This is a genomic window from Agromyces selenitireducens, from assembly GCF_052748465.2.
Genome location: NZ_CM188259.1, coordinates 1,114,580 through 1,133,929, shown reverse-complemented (window position 1 = coordinate 1,133,929; position 19,350 = coordinate 1,114,580). Strand labels below are relative to the sequence as shown.

The following is a 19,350-nucleotide window of genomic DNA, read 5'->3' as shown; positions in this document are numbered from 1 at the left end:
GCGTTGCGCCTTCGACAGGAGGCGAGCGGATGGCACGGGCTCGGCGCGGTTCGCGGGCACCGCTCGCTCGGGTAGACTGTCCGAGGCTCCTCACGTGGCGCCATCCAGGCCAACTCCCCCAGGGCGGAAACGCAGCAAGGGCAACCGGGCTCTGGCGGGTGCGTGAGGGGTCCCAGGAGGATTCGCCTAGTGGCCTATGGCGCACGCTTGGAAAGCGTGTTGGGTGAAAGCCCTCGGGGGTTCGAATCCCCCATCCTCCGCCGATGCGAAAGAGCGCCGCGCCCGAAGGGTGTGGCGCTCTTTTGCGTCAATGGACGCTGCGATTCGAGGAGGAGAGAGGGCGGAGCCCGACCGACGGGGTCCCCCATCCTCCGCCGATGCGAATGAGCGCCGCGCCCGAAGGGTTCGGCGCTCATTCGCGTCAATGGACGCTGCGATTCGAGGAGGAGGGAGGGCGGAGCCCGACCGACGGGGTCTCCCATCCTCCGCCATTGCGCCGACCGACCCGAGTGGTGCTCGACGCACCCTCGCCGACCGGCTCACCCGTCGGGCCGGCCCGCCTCGTCGAGCGCGGCGATGGCGAGCTCCCTGCCGAGCGCGATGAGCTCATCGGCGCGGTGGAAGTCGAGCGTGCGCGCGGCGGCCTTCGGCACGGTCACGTAGACGTCCGCCGGGTACCCGGCGAGTCGGTAGTCGGTGACGAGCGCCTGCATCGCTTCGAGCGACAGCTGCATCACGTCGAACATCCCCATGCCCGCGGGCAGCTCGCCGAAGACCTCCTCGACCGCCTGCGAGGCGGCGGTGACCGGCTCCGAACGCCGCGCACCCCCGAAACGGCTGGTGACCGACCGAACGAGGTCGCGGTCGAGCACCTGCGTCGCCGTGCGGCGGAAGCGCTCGAACCATTCCTCCACCGGCTGTGGCCGCGCCGACTCCCGCTGCGGCGTCGCAGCACCGCCGACGGGAGCCTCACCGGAGAGGACGACCCCGACCGTGAGGTCGGCCCGCGCGGCGGCGGTCGGGGCGATCGGCACCGGGTTCAGGAGGCCGCCGTCGGCGAGGAGCCTGCCGTTCAGCATGACCGGGGTGATGAAGCTCGGAAGCGCGATCGAGGCGCGGACCGCGACGTCGACCGGCCCGTCCTGGAACCACACCTCTCTCCGCGCGAGGAGGTCGGTCGCCACCGCCGTGTACGCGATGGGCAGGTCCTGGATCAGTGCTCCGCCGAGCAGCTCGCTCACCCGCGACATGATCTTGTCGGCGCGGATCGCGCCGGGCGCCCGGAGCTTCGGGTCGAGCAGCCGCAGCACGTCGCGCTGGGTGAGGGTGCGAACCCATTCGGTGTACTCGCCGAGCACCCCGGCCGCGTACAGGCCTCCGACCGCGGCACCCATCGAGCTGCCGGCGACGCTGACGATCTCGTAGCCTCGTTCCTCGAGCACGTGGATGACGCCGATGTGGGCGTAGCCGCGGGCACCACCGGAACCGAGCGCCAACGCGACTCGTGCAGGGCCTGGCATCCGAACGGATCCTCCTCACCCGCGACGCCGGCCCGATCGGCCCGGGCGTCCGCGACGCGCCTGGGCTCCAACATACCTTCGCGCTCGCCCTGACCGGAGGACGCCCTCCGAGACCTGTCCCCCTTAATGCCGATAGCGGCGCCCGAGGGATCGGCGGATCATGGGGTTCGATGTCAACGGCACCGATGAGCACGACGCGTGGGGACGCGGGGGACTCGTCCGTCGGTGCGACGTCGGCAGGGGACCGGGGTCTCAGGGTGCTCACCCTGAGACCCCGTCCCACGCTCGCCCGCTCGATCGGGCTGCCCGTGCTCGCGCTGGCCCTGCCGCTGTTCGTCACCGTGACCTGGGTGCTGCGGCCGCCGGGGCCGATCGCGCTCACCGCGGCGGTCGCCGGCGCGCTGGTGTTCCTCGGGCTGGTCGCGCTCACGTTGCACCGATACCGCCGCACGCGGATCGAGGTGAGCCGGCTGGGACTGGTCGAGTGCGGGTTCTTCGGGCGCGTCCAGCGCGTGCCCCGCGAGGACGTCGCGGGAGTGCTCCGAATCGACACCTACCGCGGCGACACCCTCGAGACCGTGCACCAGCTGTTCGTCGTGGACCGCGAGGGCCGCTGCCTGGTCCGCATGCGCGGCACCTTCTGGGATGACGCCTCGATGGAAGCGGTCGCGACGGCGCTCGGCGCCGGGCAGGCCGTGCGCAACGAGCCCGTCACCCTCTCGGAACTGCGGCGCACCGACCCCGGGCTCCTCTACTGGTTCGAGGGGCGCGGGCTGCCGCAGAACTGACGTGCGCCGCCGCGTCAGCCTGCCGGGGGCGTCTCCTGCGGCAGCGCACCCTCGCGTCCGAGCTTGCCCGGCGGAGCGGGCTCGACCGTCTTCGGGACGACCTCCTCCGGCGCCTCCTCGAGCTGCTGGACGTTGACCTGCATCGCGCGGTCGAACACGTTCTTCAGCAGTGCCGACATCCGGCTGTCGGCGTCCAGTCCGCCGACGAAGGTGAGCGAGCCGGCGCTGAAGACGAAGCCGCCGTTCGGGCGCTCCATGAAGACCATCGACGACGGCCTCGAATGCAGTCCCTCCGCGAGGACCTGGTCGGCGGCGGCGTCGCCGCCGAGTCCCAGTCGGCCGTCGACCTCCCAGCCGCTCGCCGGGCCGTTGTAGCCGCTCGCGCCGAAGGTGTCGCCCACGCGGAGGCCCGTGCCCGCGAAGAGCGCGTGGTCGCGGCTGACCTTGAAGGGCGCGTAGCTGCCCCACACGGTCGGGTCGTATGCGATGCCGAAGATCTGCGACTCGGGAAGGCCCGCGCGACGGTACTCGTCACGGCTGCCGTCGGCGGCACGGAAGGTGACCGCGTTCGCGGCGGCATCGTAGGTGACGCGCTCGTAGATGCCGTTGCCGCCGAGGTAGAGCAGGCGCCCGCCGCCCTCGACCCACCGGATCAGGTTCGTGCGCATCGTCTCGGTCCAGTACTCGGGGTGCGTCGGCAGCACGAGCACCTGGTAGTCGTCGAGCCATTCGCTCGAGATGTGCAGGTCCTGGTCCTCGAACATGTCGTAGGCGATGCCCTGGGCCGACATCCAGCGGAACAGCAGCTGGTCGCTGTACCAGAGGTGATCGCGGCGACCGGTCGCGTCCACGGGCACCCTCGCGTGGGGCGCCAGCATCGACATGGTCCGGCGCGTGCCGCCCTGTCCGACGGTGTACTGGTTGTGTCCGCCCCAGTGGTTGTACGAACGGTAGGTGAGCGTCGGGAGCAGCACCGCGACCGACGCGGACGGCTGGGCCGGACGCACCGTGAAGGGGACGTCGCGCGTGAGTCCGTCGGTCGACTGCAGCCGCACCGCGTAGAGGCCCGACGGCCAGTCGACGGGGACGTCGAACGTCAGCGATTCCGGCCACCGGCAGCCGGCCGATCGATAGTCGGCGGGAAGGGTGCGGATGCCGCCGGCGAGCGTGACGGCGTCGCGCACGGTCTGCGGCGAGCCTCCCGGCGCGAGCCGCACCACCGACGCCCGGTACGTGTCGAAGCTCGTCGACACGGCGACCGCCGCGGTCCCACCCTGTCGCACGTCGAGGGTGGTCGCGTAGCCCTGGAGGTTGGCGGTCGCCTCGATCGTGAACCCGGTGCCGACCTGCCGCCCGGAGCCGCTGTACCAGGACCCGCCGTAGGTACCCGCGTTGGTCCAGGTGGTGAGCCGGTATGCGAGCAGCTTGTCGTCGAGGTTCACCACCGAGCCCGTGTCGAGCTGGACCCGGTAGAGCGCGCCCGAACCGGCGCAGACCGCGGCCTTCTGCGTGCCGTCGGACCAGCCGTTGCCGATGACGCGCCCACTTCCCGTGACCCACTTGCTGCCGTCGTAGCGGTACCACCTGAGGCTGCCCGCCATGGCGTAGATCACGCCGGCCGAGTCGGCCGCGAGGTCGCTCATGGCGCTCCAGCCGTTGCCGACCTTCTTCCCGCCGACCCAGGCGCCGGACCCCACGGTGCCGTCCGTGCGGAGGTAGCGGTAGTAGTAGAGGTCGCCGTTGCCGCTGACGCCCCAGATGATGCCGTCGTACCCTCCGAACAGCCTCGGGAAGGTGGTGAACCCGGTGCCGATCCTGGACCCGCTCCGCGCAGCCCAGTAGCCGGCGCCCGTGCTCCAGTTGGTCACCACGTACCGGTACCAGAGCAGGTCGCCGTTGGGCTTCAACGCGAAGATCACGCCGTTGGAGCCGCCGAGCACGGTCGTGAAGCCGGCCCAGCCGTTGCCGATCTGCCGTCCGCTGCCGGAGGCCCACGACGTGCCGACGGTCGACCAGGCGGAGTGCCGGTACCAGAGCAGCTTGCCGTCTGCCTGGAGGGCGTAGATGACGCCGTTGCCGCCGCCGATGAGCTGGATGAACCGCTGCCTCGGGTCGTACCCGGCGAGCGCGGCCGCCGCCGGGACGCCGGGTCCGAGTCCGAGTCCGGTGCCCCCGACGATCGGAGCAGCGGCGCCGAGCGCGGCGCCGGCCTGCAGCACGCTGCGGCGGCTCGGCCCGGAACCTCTCGTGACCTCAGGGACGGTCCGGGGTTCGCGAACCTGCATCGAGTTCCTCCTCGCCGATTCGGGTCCGGCGCGTCCCCCAAGCCTCCCACCGACCACTGCCCGGCGGGTCCCCCCAAGACTGGGGGCGGACGAGCCGGACCGTTCGGGTTCGGGCTCGGGCCCGGATACGGTCAACGGGTGGCGATGCCGAGCAGCGGCGCGTCGGGCCGGCTCGACGGCAGCTCGTGGAATCCCAGCCGCTCGTAGAACGCGCGAGCGCCCGTGTTGGCAGGGTCGAGTCCGAGGTGCAGGGCCGGCACGCCGCGGTCGGCGAGCTGCGCGCGCAGCGTGTCGATCAGCCGGCGCCCCAGGCCCTTCCCCTGGTGCTCGGGCAGCAGGTCGATGTGCAGGTGCGCCGGGTACGCGTCCAGCTCGGCGATCCGCATCCGTTCGGGGTCGCCGCCGTCGGCGATGAGCTGCGCCTCGGTGTAGGCCGGGCGATGCGCCGTGGGCGGCCCTGGCGACGGATGCCGCGCACGGAAGCCGGGCGCCCACTCGTGCGCGTACCAGTCGATGAAGTCGGCGGTGTCGGCCACGCCGAGCACGTATCCGCCGACCCGGCCGCCGTCGTCGTCGATGACGAAGGCCAGGTCGGGCGCGTACCCGACGTAGGGCAGCGCGTAGACCTCGGGCATCAGCGCATCGTCGGAGTAGACGCCGGTCGCGTCGCCTCCCCCGGCCGCGGTCCTCAGGCAGACCTCGGCGACGGCGTCCCGGTCCTCGGGCCGGTAGCGGCGGATCGTCGGCACGGGGTTCAGCGGCGCTTGGCCATGCCGAAGATGCCGGTGAGCACCTGCGTGATCGCGCGCTGCGTCGACTTCGAGCCGAGCACCTGCTCGAGCGTGGACCGCTGGGACGTCCGCGAGCGCGACGACCCCGACGTCTTCTTCAGCAGCCGCTCGTACTCGGCCTGCGCCTTCTTCTGCGCCTTCTCCTCCTCGGCGCGGATCTTCGCCTGCATCTTCTCGTACTCGGCTTCGGCCTCGGCCTGCGCCTTCGCCGCCTCCTCCGCATCGGCCGCGGCCGCGGCATCCGCCATGCGCTTCGTGAGGAGCTCGTGCGCCGACTCGCGGTCGATCGCGGTGCCGTACTTCGCCATCAGCGGGGATGCCGAGACGGCCTTCTCGACGCCCTCGTGCGGGCTCGGCGACATCGACGCCTGCGGCGCTCGCAGCCGAGTCCACGCGACCGGGCTGGGAGCGCCCTTCTCGTTCATGACGGTCACGATCGCCTCGCCCGTGCCGAGCACGGTCAGGGTCTCCTCGAGGTCGTAGCCCGATCTCGGGTACGTCGACACGGTCGCGCGGAGCGCCTTGGCGTCGTCGGGCGTGAAGGCGCGCAGCTGGTGCTGCACGCGCGAGCCGAGCTGGGCGAGCACATCGCCGGGCACGTCCTTCGGGGTCTGCGTCACGAAGAACACGCCCACGCCCTTCGAGCGGATGAGCCGCACCGTCTGGACGACCTGCGAGAGGAACTCCTTCGAGGCGTCCTTGAACAGCAGGTGGGCCTCGTCGAAGAAGAACACGAGCTTGGGCTTGTCCAGGTCGCCGACCTCGGGCAGCGTCTGGAACAGGTCGGCGAGCAGCCACATGAGGAAGGTCGAGTACAGCGCGGGCTTGTCGGCGACGCCGGGCACCTCGAGCATGCTGATGACGCCGCGCCCGTCGGACGCGGTGCGCAGGAACTCGGCGGTGTCGATCTCGGGTTCGCCGAAGAAGACGTCGGCGCCCTGGTCGGCGAACGCGATGAGCTCGCGCAGGATGACGCCCACCGTGGCCTTGGACAGCCCGCCGAGGCCCTCGAGCTCGGCCTTGCCGTCGTCGCTGACGAGGTAGGCGAGCACGGCGCGGAGGTCGTCGAGGTCGAGGAGCGCGAGGCCGTTCTTGTTGGCGTAGTGGAACACGAGTCCGAGGCTGGACTCCTGCGTGTCGTTGAGCCCGAGCACCTTGCTGAGCAGCAGCGGCCCGAAGCCCGAGATGGTCGCGCGGATCGGCACCCCGGACCCGACGCCGCCGAGCGAGAAGATCTCGGTCGGGAAGCTCGCGGGCGCCCAGTCCTGCCCGATGCCCGTGGTGCGCTTCAGGAGCTTCTCACTGCCCTCCCCCGGCGTCGCGATGCCGGACAGGTCGCCCTTGATGTCGGCGGCGAAGACCGCCACGCCGTTGGCCGAGAGCTGCTCGGCGAGCACCTGGAGGGTTCGGGTCTTGCCCGTTCCGGTCGCGCCGGCGACGAGTCCGTGCCGGTTGGTCATCGCGAGCGGGATGCGCACCGGGACGTCGGGCATCGCCTCGCCGTTCACGAGTGCGCCCATCTCGAGCGCGGCGCCCTCGAACGAGTACCCCGCGCGGATCGCGTCGACCTCGGCCGCGTCGAGTGGACCGGCGGGTGCGGGGGCGGGGTCTCGAGACCCGTCCGGCTTCGCCGGGCGCTCCTCGACCTGCACGGACGCGTCTGCGCTCGCCTGCTGCGCCTCGAGGGCGGCCTTCGCGAGCGCCGCCGCTTCCTCCGCCTTGCGGATCGCCTCCGCCGCCTGCCGTTGCAGTTCGGCGGCCGCCTTCGCCGCCTCTTCTGCCGCCTGCTGCGCCTGCTGGACCGCGTCATCCGCCATGCCGCGATCCTAGCCGCGGCGGGCGTCACACCACCGAGATGAGTTTGTTACACGCATTACATCTAGCGCTTCTGTAATGCTCGCTGTAACGTGACGAGCACTCGATGACGAGAAGAGAGGACCACATGATCCCCCGCCCCACCGCCACGATCGTCGCGGCCGCCGCCGCGGCCGCGTGCCTCATCGCCGCCAGCCCCGCGGCGGCCACCCCGAAGACCGCGGCACCGACCGCACCCGACGGCAGCCTCGTGCTGATCGGCGGCAACCTCAAGGAGGACGCGACGATCCTCCAGCGCATCGTCGAGCTCGCCGACCCCGACGGCGACGGACCGCGGAAGGCGCGCATCGCGATCGTCACGGCCGCGGCATCCGCTGCCCGCACCGCCGAGGCCGCCGCCGACGACACGCTCAACAACGCGTCGGCGAACGGGCTGTACTACTCGGCGCTGTTCGAGCGGTTCGGCGCCGAGACGTACGCCGTTCCGATCGACACCGCGGTGAACTTCGCCGGCGACGCCTACAAGCCCTCGAACGCGAACGACCCCAAGGTCGCCCGCGAGGTCGCGAAGGCGACCGGCGTCTTCTTCGGCGGCGGCGACCAGATGCGCTATGTGCGCACCCTGTTCGACTGCAAGCACGCCGACGACGAGGCGTTCACCTCGTGCAGCGACACGAAGGTCATGGCCGAGATCCGCGGCGTGCTCGACCGAGGCGGGGTCGTCTCGGGCGTCAGCGCGGGCACCACGATCCAGCAGGGCGCCGACATGGTCACCGGTGGCGAGCCGTACCAGGCCTGGCGCGACGGCACCACGCCCGGATACCTCGACGACGCATCGGCGCTCGCGCACCTGCCGTACGGCGGATTCGGGTTCTTCCCCGAGGGGAAGCTCGACAGCCACTTCGGCACGTGGGGCCGGCAGGCGCGCATGATCAAGCTCGCCGACCAGACCGGGCACGACCTCGTCGTCGGCGTCGACGAGACGACCGCGCTCGTCTACGACCGTGCCACCCGCGAGGCCGAGGTCATCGGCCGCAACGGCGTGTCGCTCCTCGACACGTCCGACACGGTGATCGACGGAGCGGTCGGCAGCGGAACGCGCTGGTCGTACCTCGTCGCCGGCGACCGGGTCGACTTCGCCACTGGTGCGATCACGCCCGGGTCGGAGCGTCGCACGGCTGCGGGCACGGATGCCGCGCCGGCGCCCGTCGCGGACGTCTGGGACTCGATCGACAACCCCGACGCGGGCGTGTACTCGCTCGTCGACCTCGGGGTCGCGCTCGTGGCATCCGTCGCCGATCGCGCCGAGGGCATGACCTACGAGACCGACCCCCGGTACCGCACCGTGCTCGACCGCACCGATGCCACCTCGTGGTGGGACGGCGGCTTCGAGGACCTCGAGATCACCATCTCCCCCGCGGACTGACGGGGGCCGCGCCCTACCGCGGCGACGATGGCCGGGCCCGATCGGGTCCGGCCATCGTCGTGTCGCCGCGACGCCCCTCTGATCGCGGCTCCTCCGACCTGTCGAGCGGATGCCGCGGCACAGCCGGCGGCGCAGCCGGACGCAACCGCAGGATCAGGCGCGTCATGGACGCGATCTGAGACCTCCGAGGTCGCTCGTCCTGCGGAGTCCGCCCGGAGGAACCGCGCAGTCGGACGCAACCGCAGGACGAGCCGCGTCATGGACGCGATATGAGACGTCCGAGGTCGCTCGTCCTGCGGACGCGATCCGATGCTCGGACGGTCTGCCGGTCGGAGGCTGCCGCACCGACGATGGCCGGACCCGATCGGGTCCGGCCATCGCCGTGTCGCCGCGGCGCCTGGGGGGATCAGGCGAGGATCGTCAGGGGATGCTCGATCCGCGCGACGAACGCCGCGAGCCAGCGGGCGGCGAGGGCGCCGTCGAGCACCCGGTGGTCGGCCGACAGGGTGACGTTCATGACGGTGCCGACCTCGAGCACGCCATCGACCACGACGGGCGCCTGCCGCGCCGCGCCGACCGCGAGGATGCCCGCGTGCGGCGGGTTGATGATCGCGCTGAACTCCTGCGTGCCGTACATGCCGAGGTTCGACACCGAGAAGCTGCCGCCCTCGATCTCATGCTGACGCAGTCCTCCTGTGCGCGCCCGCTCGGCGAGGTCGGCGATGCGGCGGCCGAGCTCGGAGACGCTGAGCCCCTCGACCCCGCGGACCACCGGCGTCACCAGTCCATCGTCGATGGCCACCGCGATCGCGATGTCGGCCCTGCGGTGCTGCAGCACGCCGTCGTCGGTCCACGTGCGGTTCGCTTCGGGCACGTCGGCGAACGCGCCGCCGACGGCCTTCACGACGAGGTCGTTCACCGACACCTTCACGATGCCGGGCTCGTTCAGCTCGCGGCGCAGCTCGAGCAGGCGGTCGACGCGGCACTCTGCGGTCAGGTAGTAGTGCGGCACCTGCGTCTTGCTCTCGACGAGCCGGCGGGCGATGGTGCGGCGCATGCGCGTGTGCGGGATGAGCTCGGCGTCGGGCGACGCGGTGGGCGCGGATGCCGCCGGCGCGGGCGCCGGAGCCGCGGGCGCGGGCGACGCGGCGGCGTCTGCGGGCGCCCCTGCGGGCGCGGGGCCCGAACCCGCTGCCGCGACGAGCGGCTCGATGTCCCGGCGCACGATCCGCCCCTCGGGGCCGGTGCCGGCGACTCCGGCGAGGTCGATGCCGTGCTCGCGCGCGAGGCGCCGCACGAGCGGGCTCATGAAGCGTCGGCCCGCCGTACTCCCGTCGCCAGTGCCGCCGCGGCCCTCGGTCTCGGATGCCGCGAGCGCGTGCTGGGACGTCGCCTCGGACGTCTCGTCGAACGCGGGCTCGGCGTCGGCGACGGGGGCGGCGGACTCGGGATCCGACGGCACCGCCTCCGTCGCGGGTGCGGCAGCGGCATCCGCGGCCGTCGCGTCGGAACGGGGGCCGGGCGCGGCATCCGTCGCCGTCTCGCCGGGCTCGCCGACCACCGCGATCGGAGCGCCGACGTCGACGAGGTCGCCCTCGGCGACGAGCAGCTCCAGGACGGTGCCGGCGACCTCGGCCGCGTACTCGACGACGGCCTTGTCGGTCTCGATCTCGGCGAGCGGCTGGCCTACGGCGACCTCGTCGCCGACAGCGACCGACCACGACTGGATCGCGGCCTCGGTCGTGTTCGCGAGCACCTCGGGCATGCGGACGGTGGTGGCCATCACGCACCTCCCGCGTTCGCGCGGACCGTCTCGAGGGCCGCGGCGACCTCCTCGGTGCGGGCGATGGCCGCTCGTTCGAGCACGCGCGAGATCGACGGCGACGTCTCGGAGCCGGTGACGCGCTGCACGGGCTGGTCGAGCCAGTCGAACAGGCGGCGCTGGATCTCGTCGGCGAGCCAGCCGCCGTACGAGGTGCCGCGCGCGCCCTGCTCGACGATGAGCACCGCGTTGGTCTTCTTCACGCTCTCCTCGATGGTCGCCCAGTCGATCGACGCGCGGTCGAGCCAGCGCAGGTCGATGAGCTCGGCGTCGACGCCGGTCTGCTCGATCGCCTCGAGGCTGTGCCGCACCATCGACAGGTAGCTGATGACGGTCACCTCCGACCCCTCGCGACGGATGGCGGCAGTGCCGGGCGGGATCACGTAGTCGAGGTCGCCCGCGATGACCGTGTCCTTCTCGTTGTAGAGGTCGACGTGCTCGATCACGAGCACGGGATCCTGCAGCGCGAGCGCCGCGTTCATGAGGCCCACGTAGTCCTCGGCCGTCGACGGCGCGACGATGCGCCATCCGGGGCTCGTGGCGAAGATGCCGGCCGGGTCCATCAGGTGCTGCGAGCCGTAGCCGGACCCCATGGCGACCTTCGTGCGCAGCACGAGGGGCACAGGGTTGTCGCCCCCGAACATGTGTCGGGCCTTGCCGATCTGGTTGAAGACCTGGTCGGCGGCGACCCACATGAAGTCGGGATACATGAACTCGACCACGGGTCGGAAGCGGCCGTCGAGTGCCAGCCCTCCCCCGAGGCCGGCGAACGCGTTCTCGCTGATCGGGGTGCCGAGCACCCGCTCGGGGTACGCGGTCGACAGGCCCTTGGTGGCGCCGTTCGTGCCGCCCTTCAGGCGGTGCACGTCTTCGCCGAGCACGATGATGCGCTCGTCCTCGCCCATGCGTCGGTCCATGACGCCCGCGACCGCGTCGACGAACTTCAGGCTCTCGCGCTCGCGGTCGTCGGCGGTCGGCTCGAGCGCACGAAGCGCATCGAGCTCGCTGCCGTCGCCGCGCACGCCGACGTCGACGAACTCCGGGTCGGGCCAGAGCTCGGGGCGGATGCGGCGACGCCCCTGCTTCTCGGGGTCGTCCTCGAGCAGCTCGCCGGTGGCGGCATCCATCGCGGCGACCGCCTGGGCGCGCACCGCGTCGACCTGCTCGCGGGAGATCCGGCCGAGCCGGATCATCTCGGCGGCGACGCGCTCGAGCGGATCGCGCGCACGCCATTCCTCTTCCTCCTCCTTGGTGCGATACCCGAACGCGCTGCCGGGGTACGGGCCGTTCTGGTGGAAGAAGCGGTAGACCTCGGCCTCGACGACGACGGGGCCGCCGCCGGAGCGCATGACCTCCTCGGCCTCGCGCATGGCGAGGTGCACGGCGAGCGGGTCCATGCCGTCGACCCGCCACGAGGGGATGCCGAAGCCCTGGCCGCGCACCGAGAGCCGGGTGTCGGCGACAGCCTCCTCGATGCGGGTGGAGACGGCGTAGAGGTTGTTCTCGACGAAGAAGCAGACCGGCAGCTTCCAGGCGGCGGCGAGGTTCATCGACTCGAGCACCGAGCCGATCTGCGCGGCGCCGTCGCCGAAGTAGTTGACGGTCAGGTCGGTCGTGCCCGCGTGCTTCTGCGCCCACGCGTTGCCGGTGGCCATCGGGGCGCCGCCGCCGACGATGGCGTTCGTGCCGAGCGCTCCGGCCTCGAACCACTGCAGGTGCATCGAGCCGCCCCGGCCGCGGCAGAAGCCCTGCGCGAGCCCGAGGATCTCGGCGAGCGTGCGCTGCAGCAGCGCCTGGAGGTCGTCGGTGACGAGCCGGTCGAGATCGAGCCGCCCGCCCGAGACGTGCGTGATGGCCTTGGCGAGGAACTGGTGGTGACCGCGATGCGACCCGTTCACGGCATCCGTCGACCGCAGCCCCACGATCGAGCCGACCGCACCGCCCTCCTGGCCGATCGACGAGTGCGCCGGGCCGTGCACGAGACCGTCGGCCGCGAGGTCGAGCACGCGCTCCTCGAACGCGCGGATGAGATGGAGCTGGCCCAGCATCGCCTCGAGCAGGGCGGGCTCGGCGGCCTTCCAGTCGGCTGCGGTGGTCGTGAGCTGGACCCACTCGGCCGTGGGCTCCAGGCGTCGTCGTCTCGGCATGGCTGTGGTCCTCCGTCGGCGGCGCATCGCGGCGGTGCGATGGCGTACGGCCATCGTACGGGATCATTGGATCCAATCCAAGGCGTTTCGTGAAGTCTCAGCGCGAGCAGCGTGATCCGATTGCTATGATTGCATCCAGTCATTGCCGACGAGAGGATGCGACATGGCACTGCCAGGCCTCAGGGGAACCGAGCACATCGGCTTCACGGTGCCCGACCTCGACGAGGCGCACCGCTTCTTCGTCGACGTCATCGGGTGCGAGTACGTCTACACCCTCGGCCCGTTCCAACGCGACGACGACTGGATGGCCGAGCACCTGAACGTCCATCCCCGCACGGTCATGCGGGAACTCCGGTTCTTCCGATGCAAGCACGGGCCCAACTTCGAGATCTTCCAGTGGGAGCCCGCCGACGGCCGCAACGGCCAACCCCGGAACAGCGACATCGGCGGCCACCACCTCGCCTTCTACGTCGACGACCTCGATACGGCCGTCGCGTACCTGCTCGAGCAGGGCGTGCAGGTCCTCGGCGAGCCCACCGCGAGCCGCAACGCGAGCGAGGGCCAGCGCTGGGTCTACTTCCTCACCCCGTGGGGCATGCAGCTCGAACTCGTGAGCTTCCCGAACGGCAAGGCGTACGAGGCGGATGCCGCGGTGAAGCTCTGGGACCCGCGGAACCCCGCCGCATGAGCGCCGTCGACATGCAGGTGCAGGTGCCCGTGTCGCGCGACGGGAACGCCAGCTCGAGGATCGCTGCCGGCATCCGCGACGCGATCGCACACGGCGACTACCCGCCGGGCGCGCGGCTCCGCCAGGAGGAGATCGCCGAGCGCTTCGGTGCGAGCCGCGTGCCCGTGCGCGAGGCGCTCAGGGCGCTCGAGGCGGAGGGCCTCGTCACGCTCGTCGCGAACGCCGGTGCATGGGTCTCCCGCCTGACCCTCAGCGAGTGCGAGGAGGTCTACCAGACGCGCGAACGGCTCGAGCCGCTCCTGCTCCGGTACTCCGCACCCCGCCTGGAGCCCGCCGACCTCGACCGGCTCGAAGCCCTCGCGACCGCGATGACGGCCACCGACGATGTCGGCGAGTTCCTCCGCCTCGACCGCGAATTCCACATGCTGAGCTACTCGCGCGCCGACACCCTCATGCTCGGCGACCTGGTCGAACGCCTCTGGAACACGACCCAGCCATACCGGCGCGCGTACACGATGCTCGCCGACGCCGACATCCGCCGGATCATGCACGACGAGCACCACCTCATGGTGGTCGCGCTCCGCGACGGCGATGTCGAGGGCGCCGAGCGCACGATCGAGGGACACATCCGGCGCACGAGGCGACTGCTGTCGCGGCATCCGGAGGTCTTCTCGCCGGGCGGCTGAGCGCGCCGGTCGGCGCCGGAGGGCGCGTCAGGTTCCCGGAGCCTCCGCGGCCTCGGATGGCGCGCGCATGGACTTCATCGCGTGCAGGACGTCGACGGCCGAGGCGATCGGGCGCGCCTCGGCGGGCTGATCGTGGCCGAGGTCCGCGAGCGACTGGTAGGAGGTGTCACGGCGCCCGATGACGAACCAGATGCCGCGCGCCGGCTGTTCGGACTGGTTCACGTAGAGGTGCGGGCGACCGGAGTCGAAGCAGAACGAGTCGCCCGGTTCGAGTTCGTAGGTGTCGAAGTCGATGCGCAGCGTCAGCCGGCCCTCGAGCAGAACACCGTACTCCAGGCCCGCGTGCCGCATCATCTTGCCCTCCATCGAACTGGAGGCGGACGGCTGGTACGTCACGATGAGCGGATCGGCCACGGAGCTCGCCCCGACGGCGAGCCGCTCCCAGGTCACGCCGTTCTCCATCTCGATCACGGGGTTGTCCTCGCGTCGCTGCACGACGGCGTCGCTGAGTCGCGACCCCGTCGGCGCCGTCTCGACGACCGGGTTCGCGACCCCGATCGCGGGCGCGCCGGCCCGGGTGGTGCCCATGAGCCCGTCGAGCGAGATGCCGAGGTAGTTCACCAACGCGTACAGGGTGCTGACCGACGGCTGCGTCTTGCCGGTCTCGACCTGCGACAGCAGGCTGGCCGAGACGCCGACGGCGGAAGCCACGTTGCGGAGGCTCAGCTTCCGCGATTCCCGCACGCGGCGGAGCTCCGAACCCACATCGAGCTGCATGGTCGCTTCCTTCGCGTGTGATTCGCCGTGCCGTTTCAGCACAGCTGAACAGATTTCCGTCTCGCCATGATAGACGCAGTTCCCGTCATTCGAGCGCGAACGCGCGATTGCGTGGCTCGTTGTTAATCATTACTGTACAGACGGGGATGCCGCACGGCGTCTCCGTGAGGAGGTCGACGTGGATCTGGAAGTGGGGTTCGTAGGCCTCGGGGCAATGGGGCGCGGGATGACCGAGCGTCTGGTCTCCGAGGGATTCGGCGTCACCGCGTGGAACCGCAGCCCCGGCCCGGCCGTCGAACTCGCCGATCGGCTCGGGACGACGGCCGCGCCGACACCCGAGGCCGTCTTCGCGGCGGCGCCCGTGGTGCACTCGATGCTCGCCGATGATGCCGCGCTCCTCTCGGTCTTCGACGACGGCCTGCTCGCCGCCGTTCCCGCCGGTCGCGTCCACGTGAACCACGCGACCATCAGCCCGGCGGCCGCGAACGAACTCGCCGAACGTCACGCCCGGCACGGCGTCGGGTACGTCCAGGCCCCCGTGCTCGGGCGCTCCACCATCGCGTCGACCGGCGCCCTGCTCATCGTCGCCTCCGGCGATGGGCCGTCGGTCGCGGCGGCCATGCCGACGCTCGAGCGACTGGGCCAGCGCGTGTGGAACCTCGGTGCCGATCCGCGCATGGCGAGCCTCGTCAAGATCGCCGTCAACTACTCGATCATCAATGCCCTCCAGTCCATCGCGGAGTCCGTCGTGCTCGTCGAATCGGCCGGAATCGACCCTGAGGAGTTCGTGGACATCCTCACGCACACGGCCTTCAGCGGATCGGTGCACCGCGGCTACGGTCCGATCATCGCCGGCAAGCGCTACGAGCCCGTGGGCTTCTCCATGGCGCTCGGCCTGAAGGACCTCTCGCTCGCCGAGGACGCCGCGGAGACGCTCCGCGTCACGCTCCCCATCGCGCCGGTGCTCCGGGAGCTCTTCGAGACGGCGCTCGCCGACCCGGAACTGCGGGATCTGGACTGGTCGGCGGTCGCCGAGGTCACGAGGGCGCGCTCGCACGAGGAAGGTCCGGCACGATGATCCGTCACATCGTCCTGTTCAAGGTCTCCGACCGCACCCGTGACGGCGCGGGAGCACAGCAGGTCGAGGCGCTCCGCGCCGCGCTCGAGCCGCTCGCGGCATCCGTCCCCGGGGTGCTCAGCCTGCGGCTGTCGGCCGACCCGAAGACCGTCGAGACGCACTGGGATGCCGCACTCGAGACCGAGCACGCGTCGTGGGAGGACCTCGCCGCGTACCAGGTGCACCCCGAGCACGTGCGCGCGCTCGACGTCGTGAACTCGGTGGCTGCCGAGAAGGCGATCGTCGACTACGAGACGCCGTGAGCCGCGGCGGCCTCGGCCGACGCCCGGTCGGCCGCCTCCACGAGGAGCGGGGCGTTCTGCGGGGAGGGTGAGAGCTCCCCCGCCTCGATGCGCTCCGCGAGTCGCAGGATCGCCTCGTTGACGGGTGCCCGCCCGCCGATCTCGGCACGCTTCGCGACGACGTATCCGCTGAACGCGTCGAGCTCGGCCCGCCGACCCTTCTCCCAGTCCTGCAGCACGGCCACGCGCGTGTCGGGGAGCGAGAAGCGGTCGAGCACGACGTCGAGCAGGTCGAGCGCGTACTGGTCGGACTCCGGGATCTGGTCGGCCGTCTTGCCGAGGACCGGCAGCATCCGGATGCCCAGGTCGGTGGCCAGCGCGTACGCCTCGCGGGAGGCGGCATCCATGACCGGACGCACCCCGTCGAGCCCCACCGCGGTCAGCAGGGGAACGCCGAGGATCGCGGACGGAAGCATCTCGGGGATGTTGGCGATGAGCTTCATCCACTTCGACGAGCGGATGTCGTCGCTGACCTCGGTCACGCCGGCGTGCGAGAGCGCGGCGGCGACCTGCTCGAGCCGCTCGGTGCGTCGCCCGTCGATGGTGCCGACGGTGAACCACGTGCCCGACGGCGGCACCTGGCGGACGACGATTCCGGGTTCGAACATGTTCGCGGCGATGCCGAGCACCGCGCCCACCGAACGACGGGCGCCGAGGATCTCCGAGACCGCGTCGATCGTCATGCCGTTCTGCAGTCCCACCATCACCGAGTCGTCGCGCATGACGGGCTTCATGAGCTCGCACACCCACCGGGTGTCGTACGTCTTCACCGACGTGAACACGAGGTCGAAGGCGGTGCGCATCTCGGCGACCTGGCACAGGTGGTACGCATCCACGGGCGTGACCTGCGTCTCGTCCGGCAAGTGCACGGTGAGGCCGTCGGCGCGCATCGCCTCGACGTGGGCCGGCCACTGCTCGATGAAGGTGACGTCCAGCCCGGCGCGGATGAAGTCCGCGCCGATCGACGCGCCGTTCGCCCCGGTGCCGACGACGGCGATGCGCAGTCGCGAGAGATCCATTGTTGCTCCTCCTCGATGAGTGGGTTCGTCGCCGCCCTGGCGACGGGTCAGGCGGATGGCGCGCGCTCGCGAAGCTCGGCGATGCGAGCCGTGAGTGCGGGCCGCAGGTGGGTGCCCGGCGTCAGGCGGCCGGCCTCGATCTCCGCGGCGAGCTCGACCACGGCCCGGTTCACCGTCGCCGTCTCGCCGAACCGCGCCAGCGTGTCGACGACCGCGCCGTTGATCTGGCCGACCTCGGCCCGTCGTCCCTTCGACCAGTCCTGCAGCACGGTCGACCGCGAATGCGGCAGCACGTACTCGGCGAGCAACTCGTCGAGGACGGTCGCGACGTAGGTCTCCGGCGACGACGCGGCCGCCCCCGTCATCCCGAAGATGGGCCGGATCCGCAGGCCCATGAGCTGCGCCGCGCGGATCGCCTCGTTCCCGGCCTCCAGCATCACCTCGCGCATGCCGTCGAAGCGCGCGCACTCGGCGATGGACAGGTCGAGGATGGCCGACGGCACCAGCTCCGCGGCGTTCAGCACCAGCTTCATCCACTTCGCGGAGGCGATGTCATCGGTGACCTCGACGACGCCCGCATGCCGGAGGACGGCGGCCGCCGTCGCGACGTGGCGCTCACTCGCGGGATCGGGCGCCCCGACGGCGAACCACGAGCGGTCGTGGCCGGAGTGGCGCATGACGACGCCCGGGGTCTCCATCGCCGCGGTGACCTCGATGACCGCGCCGAGGGCCCGATGCGGACCCATGATCTCGACGATGTCATCCGCGGTCATCCCGTTCTGGACCCCGACCACCACGCCGTCGTCCGCGACGTACGGCTTGATCAGCTCGCACGCCCATCGCGTGTCGTAGGCCTTGACGAGCAGGAGCACGACATCGAACCGCTCGCGCAGCTCGGCCGCCTCGCACAGGTGCAGGACGCGCACCTCGGTGACCTCGACGTCGCTCGGCAGTTCGACACGCACTCCCTGCGCGCGGATCGCCTCGACGTTCGCCGGCCACTGGTCGACGAAGGTGACGTCCAGGCCGGCGCGGGCGAGATCGGCCCCGATGCCCGAGCCGTTCGCACCCGTGCCGAGCACCGCGATCCGCAGCCCTTCCAGCTCCGCGGCATCCGTCACCCGCCGGTTCATGTCGCCACCACCCCGAGCAGCTCGGTCAGGTTGTCGACGCCGGCGGCGCGCCGACCGGACTCGATCTCGCGCGCGAGTTCGGCGACGCGTGCGTTGTACGGGGCTGCACCGCCGAGGCGTTCGGCCTCGCGGGCCACGAGCCCGTTGAGTTCCTCGACCTCGCTGCGCCGACCCTTCCGCCAGTCCTGGAGGACGGTGGTGAGGGTGCTCGGCAGCGTGTAGACGTCGAGCACGATCTCGAGCAGCCGATCGGCGTAGTGGTCCGCATCGACGAGATCCGCCTCGGTCATGCCGAAGATCGGCACGAGCCGGTTGCCGGCGTCGAGCGAGGTCCGGACGGCCTCCCGGCCGGCGCGCACCATGAAGTCGCGCATGCCGGGCACGCGCACGGCGTCGTCGAGGGGCAGGTCGAGGATGGCCGACGGCACCAGCTCGGCGGCGTTGACCACGAGCTTCATCCACTTCGACGAACGGATGTCGCCGGAGACCTCGACCCGGCCCGCGGCCCGCAGCACGCCCGCCACCCCTTCCGCCCGCATGGCGGTCGCGGGATGGATGCCGCCGACTGCGAACCACGTCTCGTCGGGCGGGTTCTGCCGCTCCACCACGCCCGGCTCGAACATGTTCGCGGCGATCTCGATCACCGCCCCGATCGTGCGATGCGGCCCGACGATATCGGCGATGTCGTCGATGGTCATCCCGTTCTGCACGCCGACGACGAGGCCGTCGTCGGCGAGGACGGGCCTGATGAGCTCGCACGCCCAACGGGTGTCGTACGCCTTGACGACGAGGAAGACCAGGTCGAACGGCTCGCGCAGCTCCGCCACGTCGCACACGTGGTGAACCTGCACCGGCGTGACCTCGGTGCGGTCCGGCATCTCGACTCGGATGCCGCTGCGTCGCATCGCCTCGACGTGCGCGGGCCACTGCTCGATGAACGTCACGTCGTGGCCGGCGCGCGTGAGGTCGGCGCCGATGGCGGCCCCGTTCGCCCCGGTGCCGAGCACCGCGATGCGCGGTGCGTCCGCCATCCG

At 71.3% G+C, this 19,350-nt stretch carries 16 protein-coding genes, 1 tRNA gene and 1 other RNA gene; 8 read left to right on the top strand and 10 right to left on the bottom strand.

Going from position 1 to position 19,350, the window contains the following annotated elements:
* The first annotated feature begins 81 nt into the window (after positions 1 to 81).
* Positions 82 to 178, top strand: an RNA gene (gene ffs, locus ACULK4_RS05305) — signal recognition particle sRNA small type.
* Positions 176 to 260 (top strand) — tRNA-Ser (locus ACULK4_RS05300). The genes ffs and ACULK4_RS05300 overlap by 3 nt, the downstream gene beginning before the upstream one ends.
* A 279-nt stretch (positions 261 to 539) precedes the next feature.
* On the opposite strand, the gene ACULK4_RS05295 is transcribed toward ACULK4_RS05300, so the two are convergent.
* Positions 540 to 1,520: a patatin-like phospholipase family protein gene (locus tag ACULK4_RS05295; RefSeq protein WP_445965698.1), complete on the bottom strand. Its 981-nt coding sequence runs from the start codon at positions 1,518 to 1,520 to the stop codon at positions 540 to 542.
* A gap of 257 nt (positions 1,521 to 1,777) precedes the next feature.
* Here ACULK4_RS05295 and ACULK4_RS05290 point away from each other — a divergent pair, with 257 nt between their 5' ends.
* Positions 1,778 to 2,308: a hypothetical protein gene (locus ACULK4_RS05290; RefSeq protein WP_445965699.1), complete on the top strand. Its 531-nt coding sequence runs from the start codon at positions 1,778 to 1,780 to the stop codon at positions 2,306 to 2,308.
* Between the two features lie 14 nt (positions 2,309 to 2,322).
* Here the strand turns inward: ACULK4_RS05290 and ACULK4_RS05285 are convergent, their stop codons facing one another.
* The 3 genes from ACULK4_RS05285 to ACULK4_RS05275 all read right to left on the bottom strand — a co-directional run bounded on the left by ACULK4_RS05285 (position 2,323) and on the right by ACULK4_RS05275 (position 7,201).
* Positions 2,323 to 4,527 carry a N,N-dimethylformamidase beta subunit family domain-containing protein gene (locus ACULK4_RS05285; RefSeq protein ID WP_501043360.1) on the bottom strand — a complete coding sequence of 735 codons (2,205 nt, stop codon included), beginning with the start codon at positions 4,525 to 4,527 and terminating at the stop codon, positions 2,323 to 2,325.
* Between the two features lie 197 nt (positions 4,528 to 4,724).
* On the bottom strand, positions 4,725 to 5,342 hold the full coding sequence (locus tag ACULK4_RS05280) for a GNAT family N-acetyltransferase (protein ID WP_445965701.1): 618 nt from the start codon (positions 5,340 to 5,342) through the stop codon (positions 4,725 to 4,727).
* A 5-nt stretch (positions 5,343 to 5,347) separates the two neighbouring features.
* Positions 5,348 to 7,201: a helicase HerA-like domain-containing protein gene (locus tag ACULK4_RS05275; protein WP_445965702.1), complete on the bottom strand. Its 1,854-nt coding sequence runs from the start codon at positions 7,199 to 7,201 to the stop codon at positions 5,348 to 5,350.
* Between the two features lie 104 nt (positions 7,202 to 7,305).
* Here ACULK4_RS05275 and ACULK4_RS05270 point away from each other — a divergent pair, with 104 nt between their 5' ends.
* On the top strand, positions 7,306 to 8,625 hold the full coding sequence (locus tag ACULK4_RS05270; protein WP_445965703.1) for a cyanophycinase: 1,320 nt from the start codon (positions 7,306 to 7,308) through the stop codon (positions 8,623 to 8,625).
* 406 nt (positions 8,626 to 9,031) lie between these two features.
* On the opposite strand, the gene ACULK4_RS05265 is transcribed toward ACULK4_RS05270, so the two are convergent.
* Positions 9,032 to 10,408, bottom strand: a complete 1,377-nt coding sequence (locus ACULK4_RS05265) for a dihydrolipoamide acetyltransferase family protein (RefSeq protein WP_445965704.1) — start codon at positions 10,406 to 10,408, stop codon at positions 9,032 to 9,034.
* Positions 10,408 to 12,594, bottom strand: coding sequence for an alpha-ketoacid dehydrogenase subunit alpha/beta (locus ACULK4_RS05260; RefSeq protein WP_445965705.1), 2,187 nt, complete (start codon positions 12,592 to 12,594; stop codon positions 10,408 to 10,410). The genes ACULK4_RS05265 and ACULK4_RS05260 overlap by 1 nt, the downstream gene beginning before the upstream one ends.
* Positions 12,595 to 12,757: 163 nt before the next feature.
* Here ACULK4_RS05260 and ACULK4_RS05255 point away from each other — a divergent pair, with 163 nt between their 5' ends.
* Positions 12,758 to 13,282 (top strand): VOC family protein, encoded by a 525-nt coding sequence (locus ACULK4_RS05255; protein WP_445965706.1) that lies wholly within the window; start codon positions 12,758 to 12,760, stop codon positions 13,280 to 13,282.
* Complete coding sequence (locus tag ACULK4_RS05250; protein WP_445965707.1) at positions 13,279 to 13,968, top strand: GntR family transcriptional regulator; 690 nt, start codon at positions 13,279 to 13,281, stop codon at positions 13,966 to 13,968. The genes ACULK4_RS05255 and ACULK4_RS05250 overlap by 4 nt, the downstream gene beginning before the upstream one ends.
* 27 nt (positions 13,969 to 13,995) lie before the next feature.
* Here the strand turns inward: ACULK4_RS05250 and ACULK4_RS05245 are convergent, their stop codons facing one another.
* Positions 13,996 to 14,745 (bottom strand): cupin domain-containing protein, encoded by a 750-nt coding sequence (locus ACULK4_RS05245; RefSeq protein WP_445965708.1) that lies wholly within the window; start codon positions 14,743 to 14,745, stop codon positions 13,996 to 13,998.
* A 226-nt stretch (positions 14,746 to 14,971) separates the two neighbouring features.
* Between ACULK4_RS05245 and ACULK4_RS05240 the strand changes: the two genes are divergently transcribed.
* Both ACULK4_RS05240 and ACULK4_RS05235 read left to right on the top strand, forming a co-directional pair.
* Positions 14,972 to 15,823 (top strand): NAD(P)-binding domain-containing protein, encoded by an 852-nt coding sequence (locus ACULK4_RS05240; protein WP_501043359.1) that lies wholly within the window; start codon positions 14,972 to 14,974, stop codon positions 15,821 to 15,823.
* Positions 15,820 to 16,125, top strand: a complete 306-nt coding sequence (locus ACULK4_RS05235; protein WP_445965709.1) for a Dabb family protein — start codon at positions 15,820 to 15,822, stop codon at positions 16,123 to 16,125. The genes ACULK4_RS05240 and ACULK4_RS05235 overlap by 4 nt, the downstream gene beginning before the upstream one ends.
* Here ACULK4_RS05235 and ACULK4_RS05230 read toward each other — a convergent pair.
* Genes ACULK4_RS05230 through ACULK4_RS05220 form a run of 3 tightly spaced genes read right to left on the bottom strand, consistent with a single transcriptional unit; the run spans position 16,110 to position 19,347 of the window.
* Positions 16,110 to 17,183, bottom strand: a complete 1,074-nt coding sequence (locus tag ACULK4_RS05230; RefSeq protein ID WP_445965710.1) for a ketopantoate reductase family protein — start codon at positions 17,181 to 17,183, stop codon at positions 16,110 to 16,112. The genes ACULK4_RS05235 and ACULK4_RS05230 overlap by 16 nt on opposite strands.
* Positions 17,184 to 17,230: 47 nt before the next feature.
* Positions 17,231 to 18,316 (bottom strand): ketopantoate reductase family protein, encoded by a 1,086-nt coding sequence (locus tag ACULK4_RS05225; RefSeq protein ID WP_445965711.1) that lies wholly within the window; start codon positions 18,314 to 18,316, stop codon positions 17,231 to 17,233.
* A complete protein-coding gene (locus ACULK4_RS05220; RefSeq protein ID WP_445965712.1) occupies positions 18,313 to 19,347 on the bottom strand; it encodes a ketopantoate reductase family protein in 1,035 nt (344 codons plus the stop codon). Before ACULK4_RS05220 ends, ACULK4_RS05225 begins: the two co-directional genes overlap by 4 nt.
* Between the last annotated feature and the right edge of the window lie 3 nt (positions 19,348 to 19,350).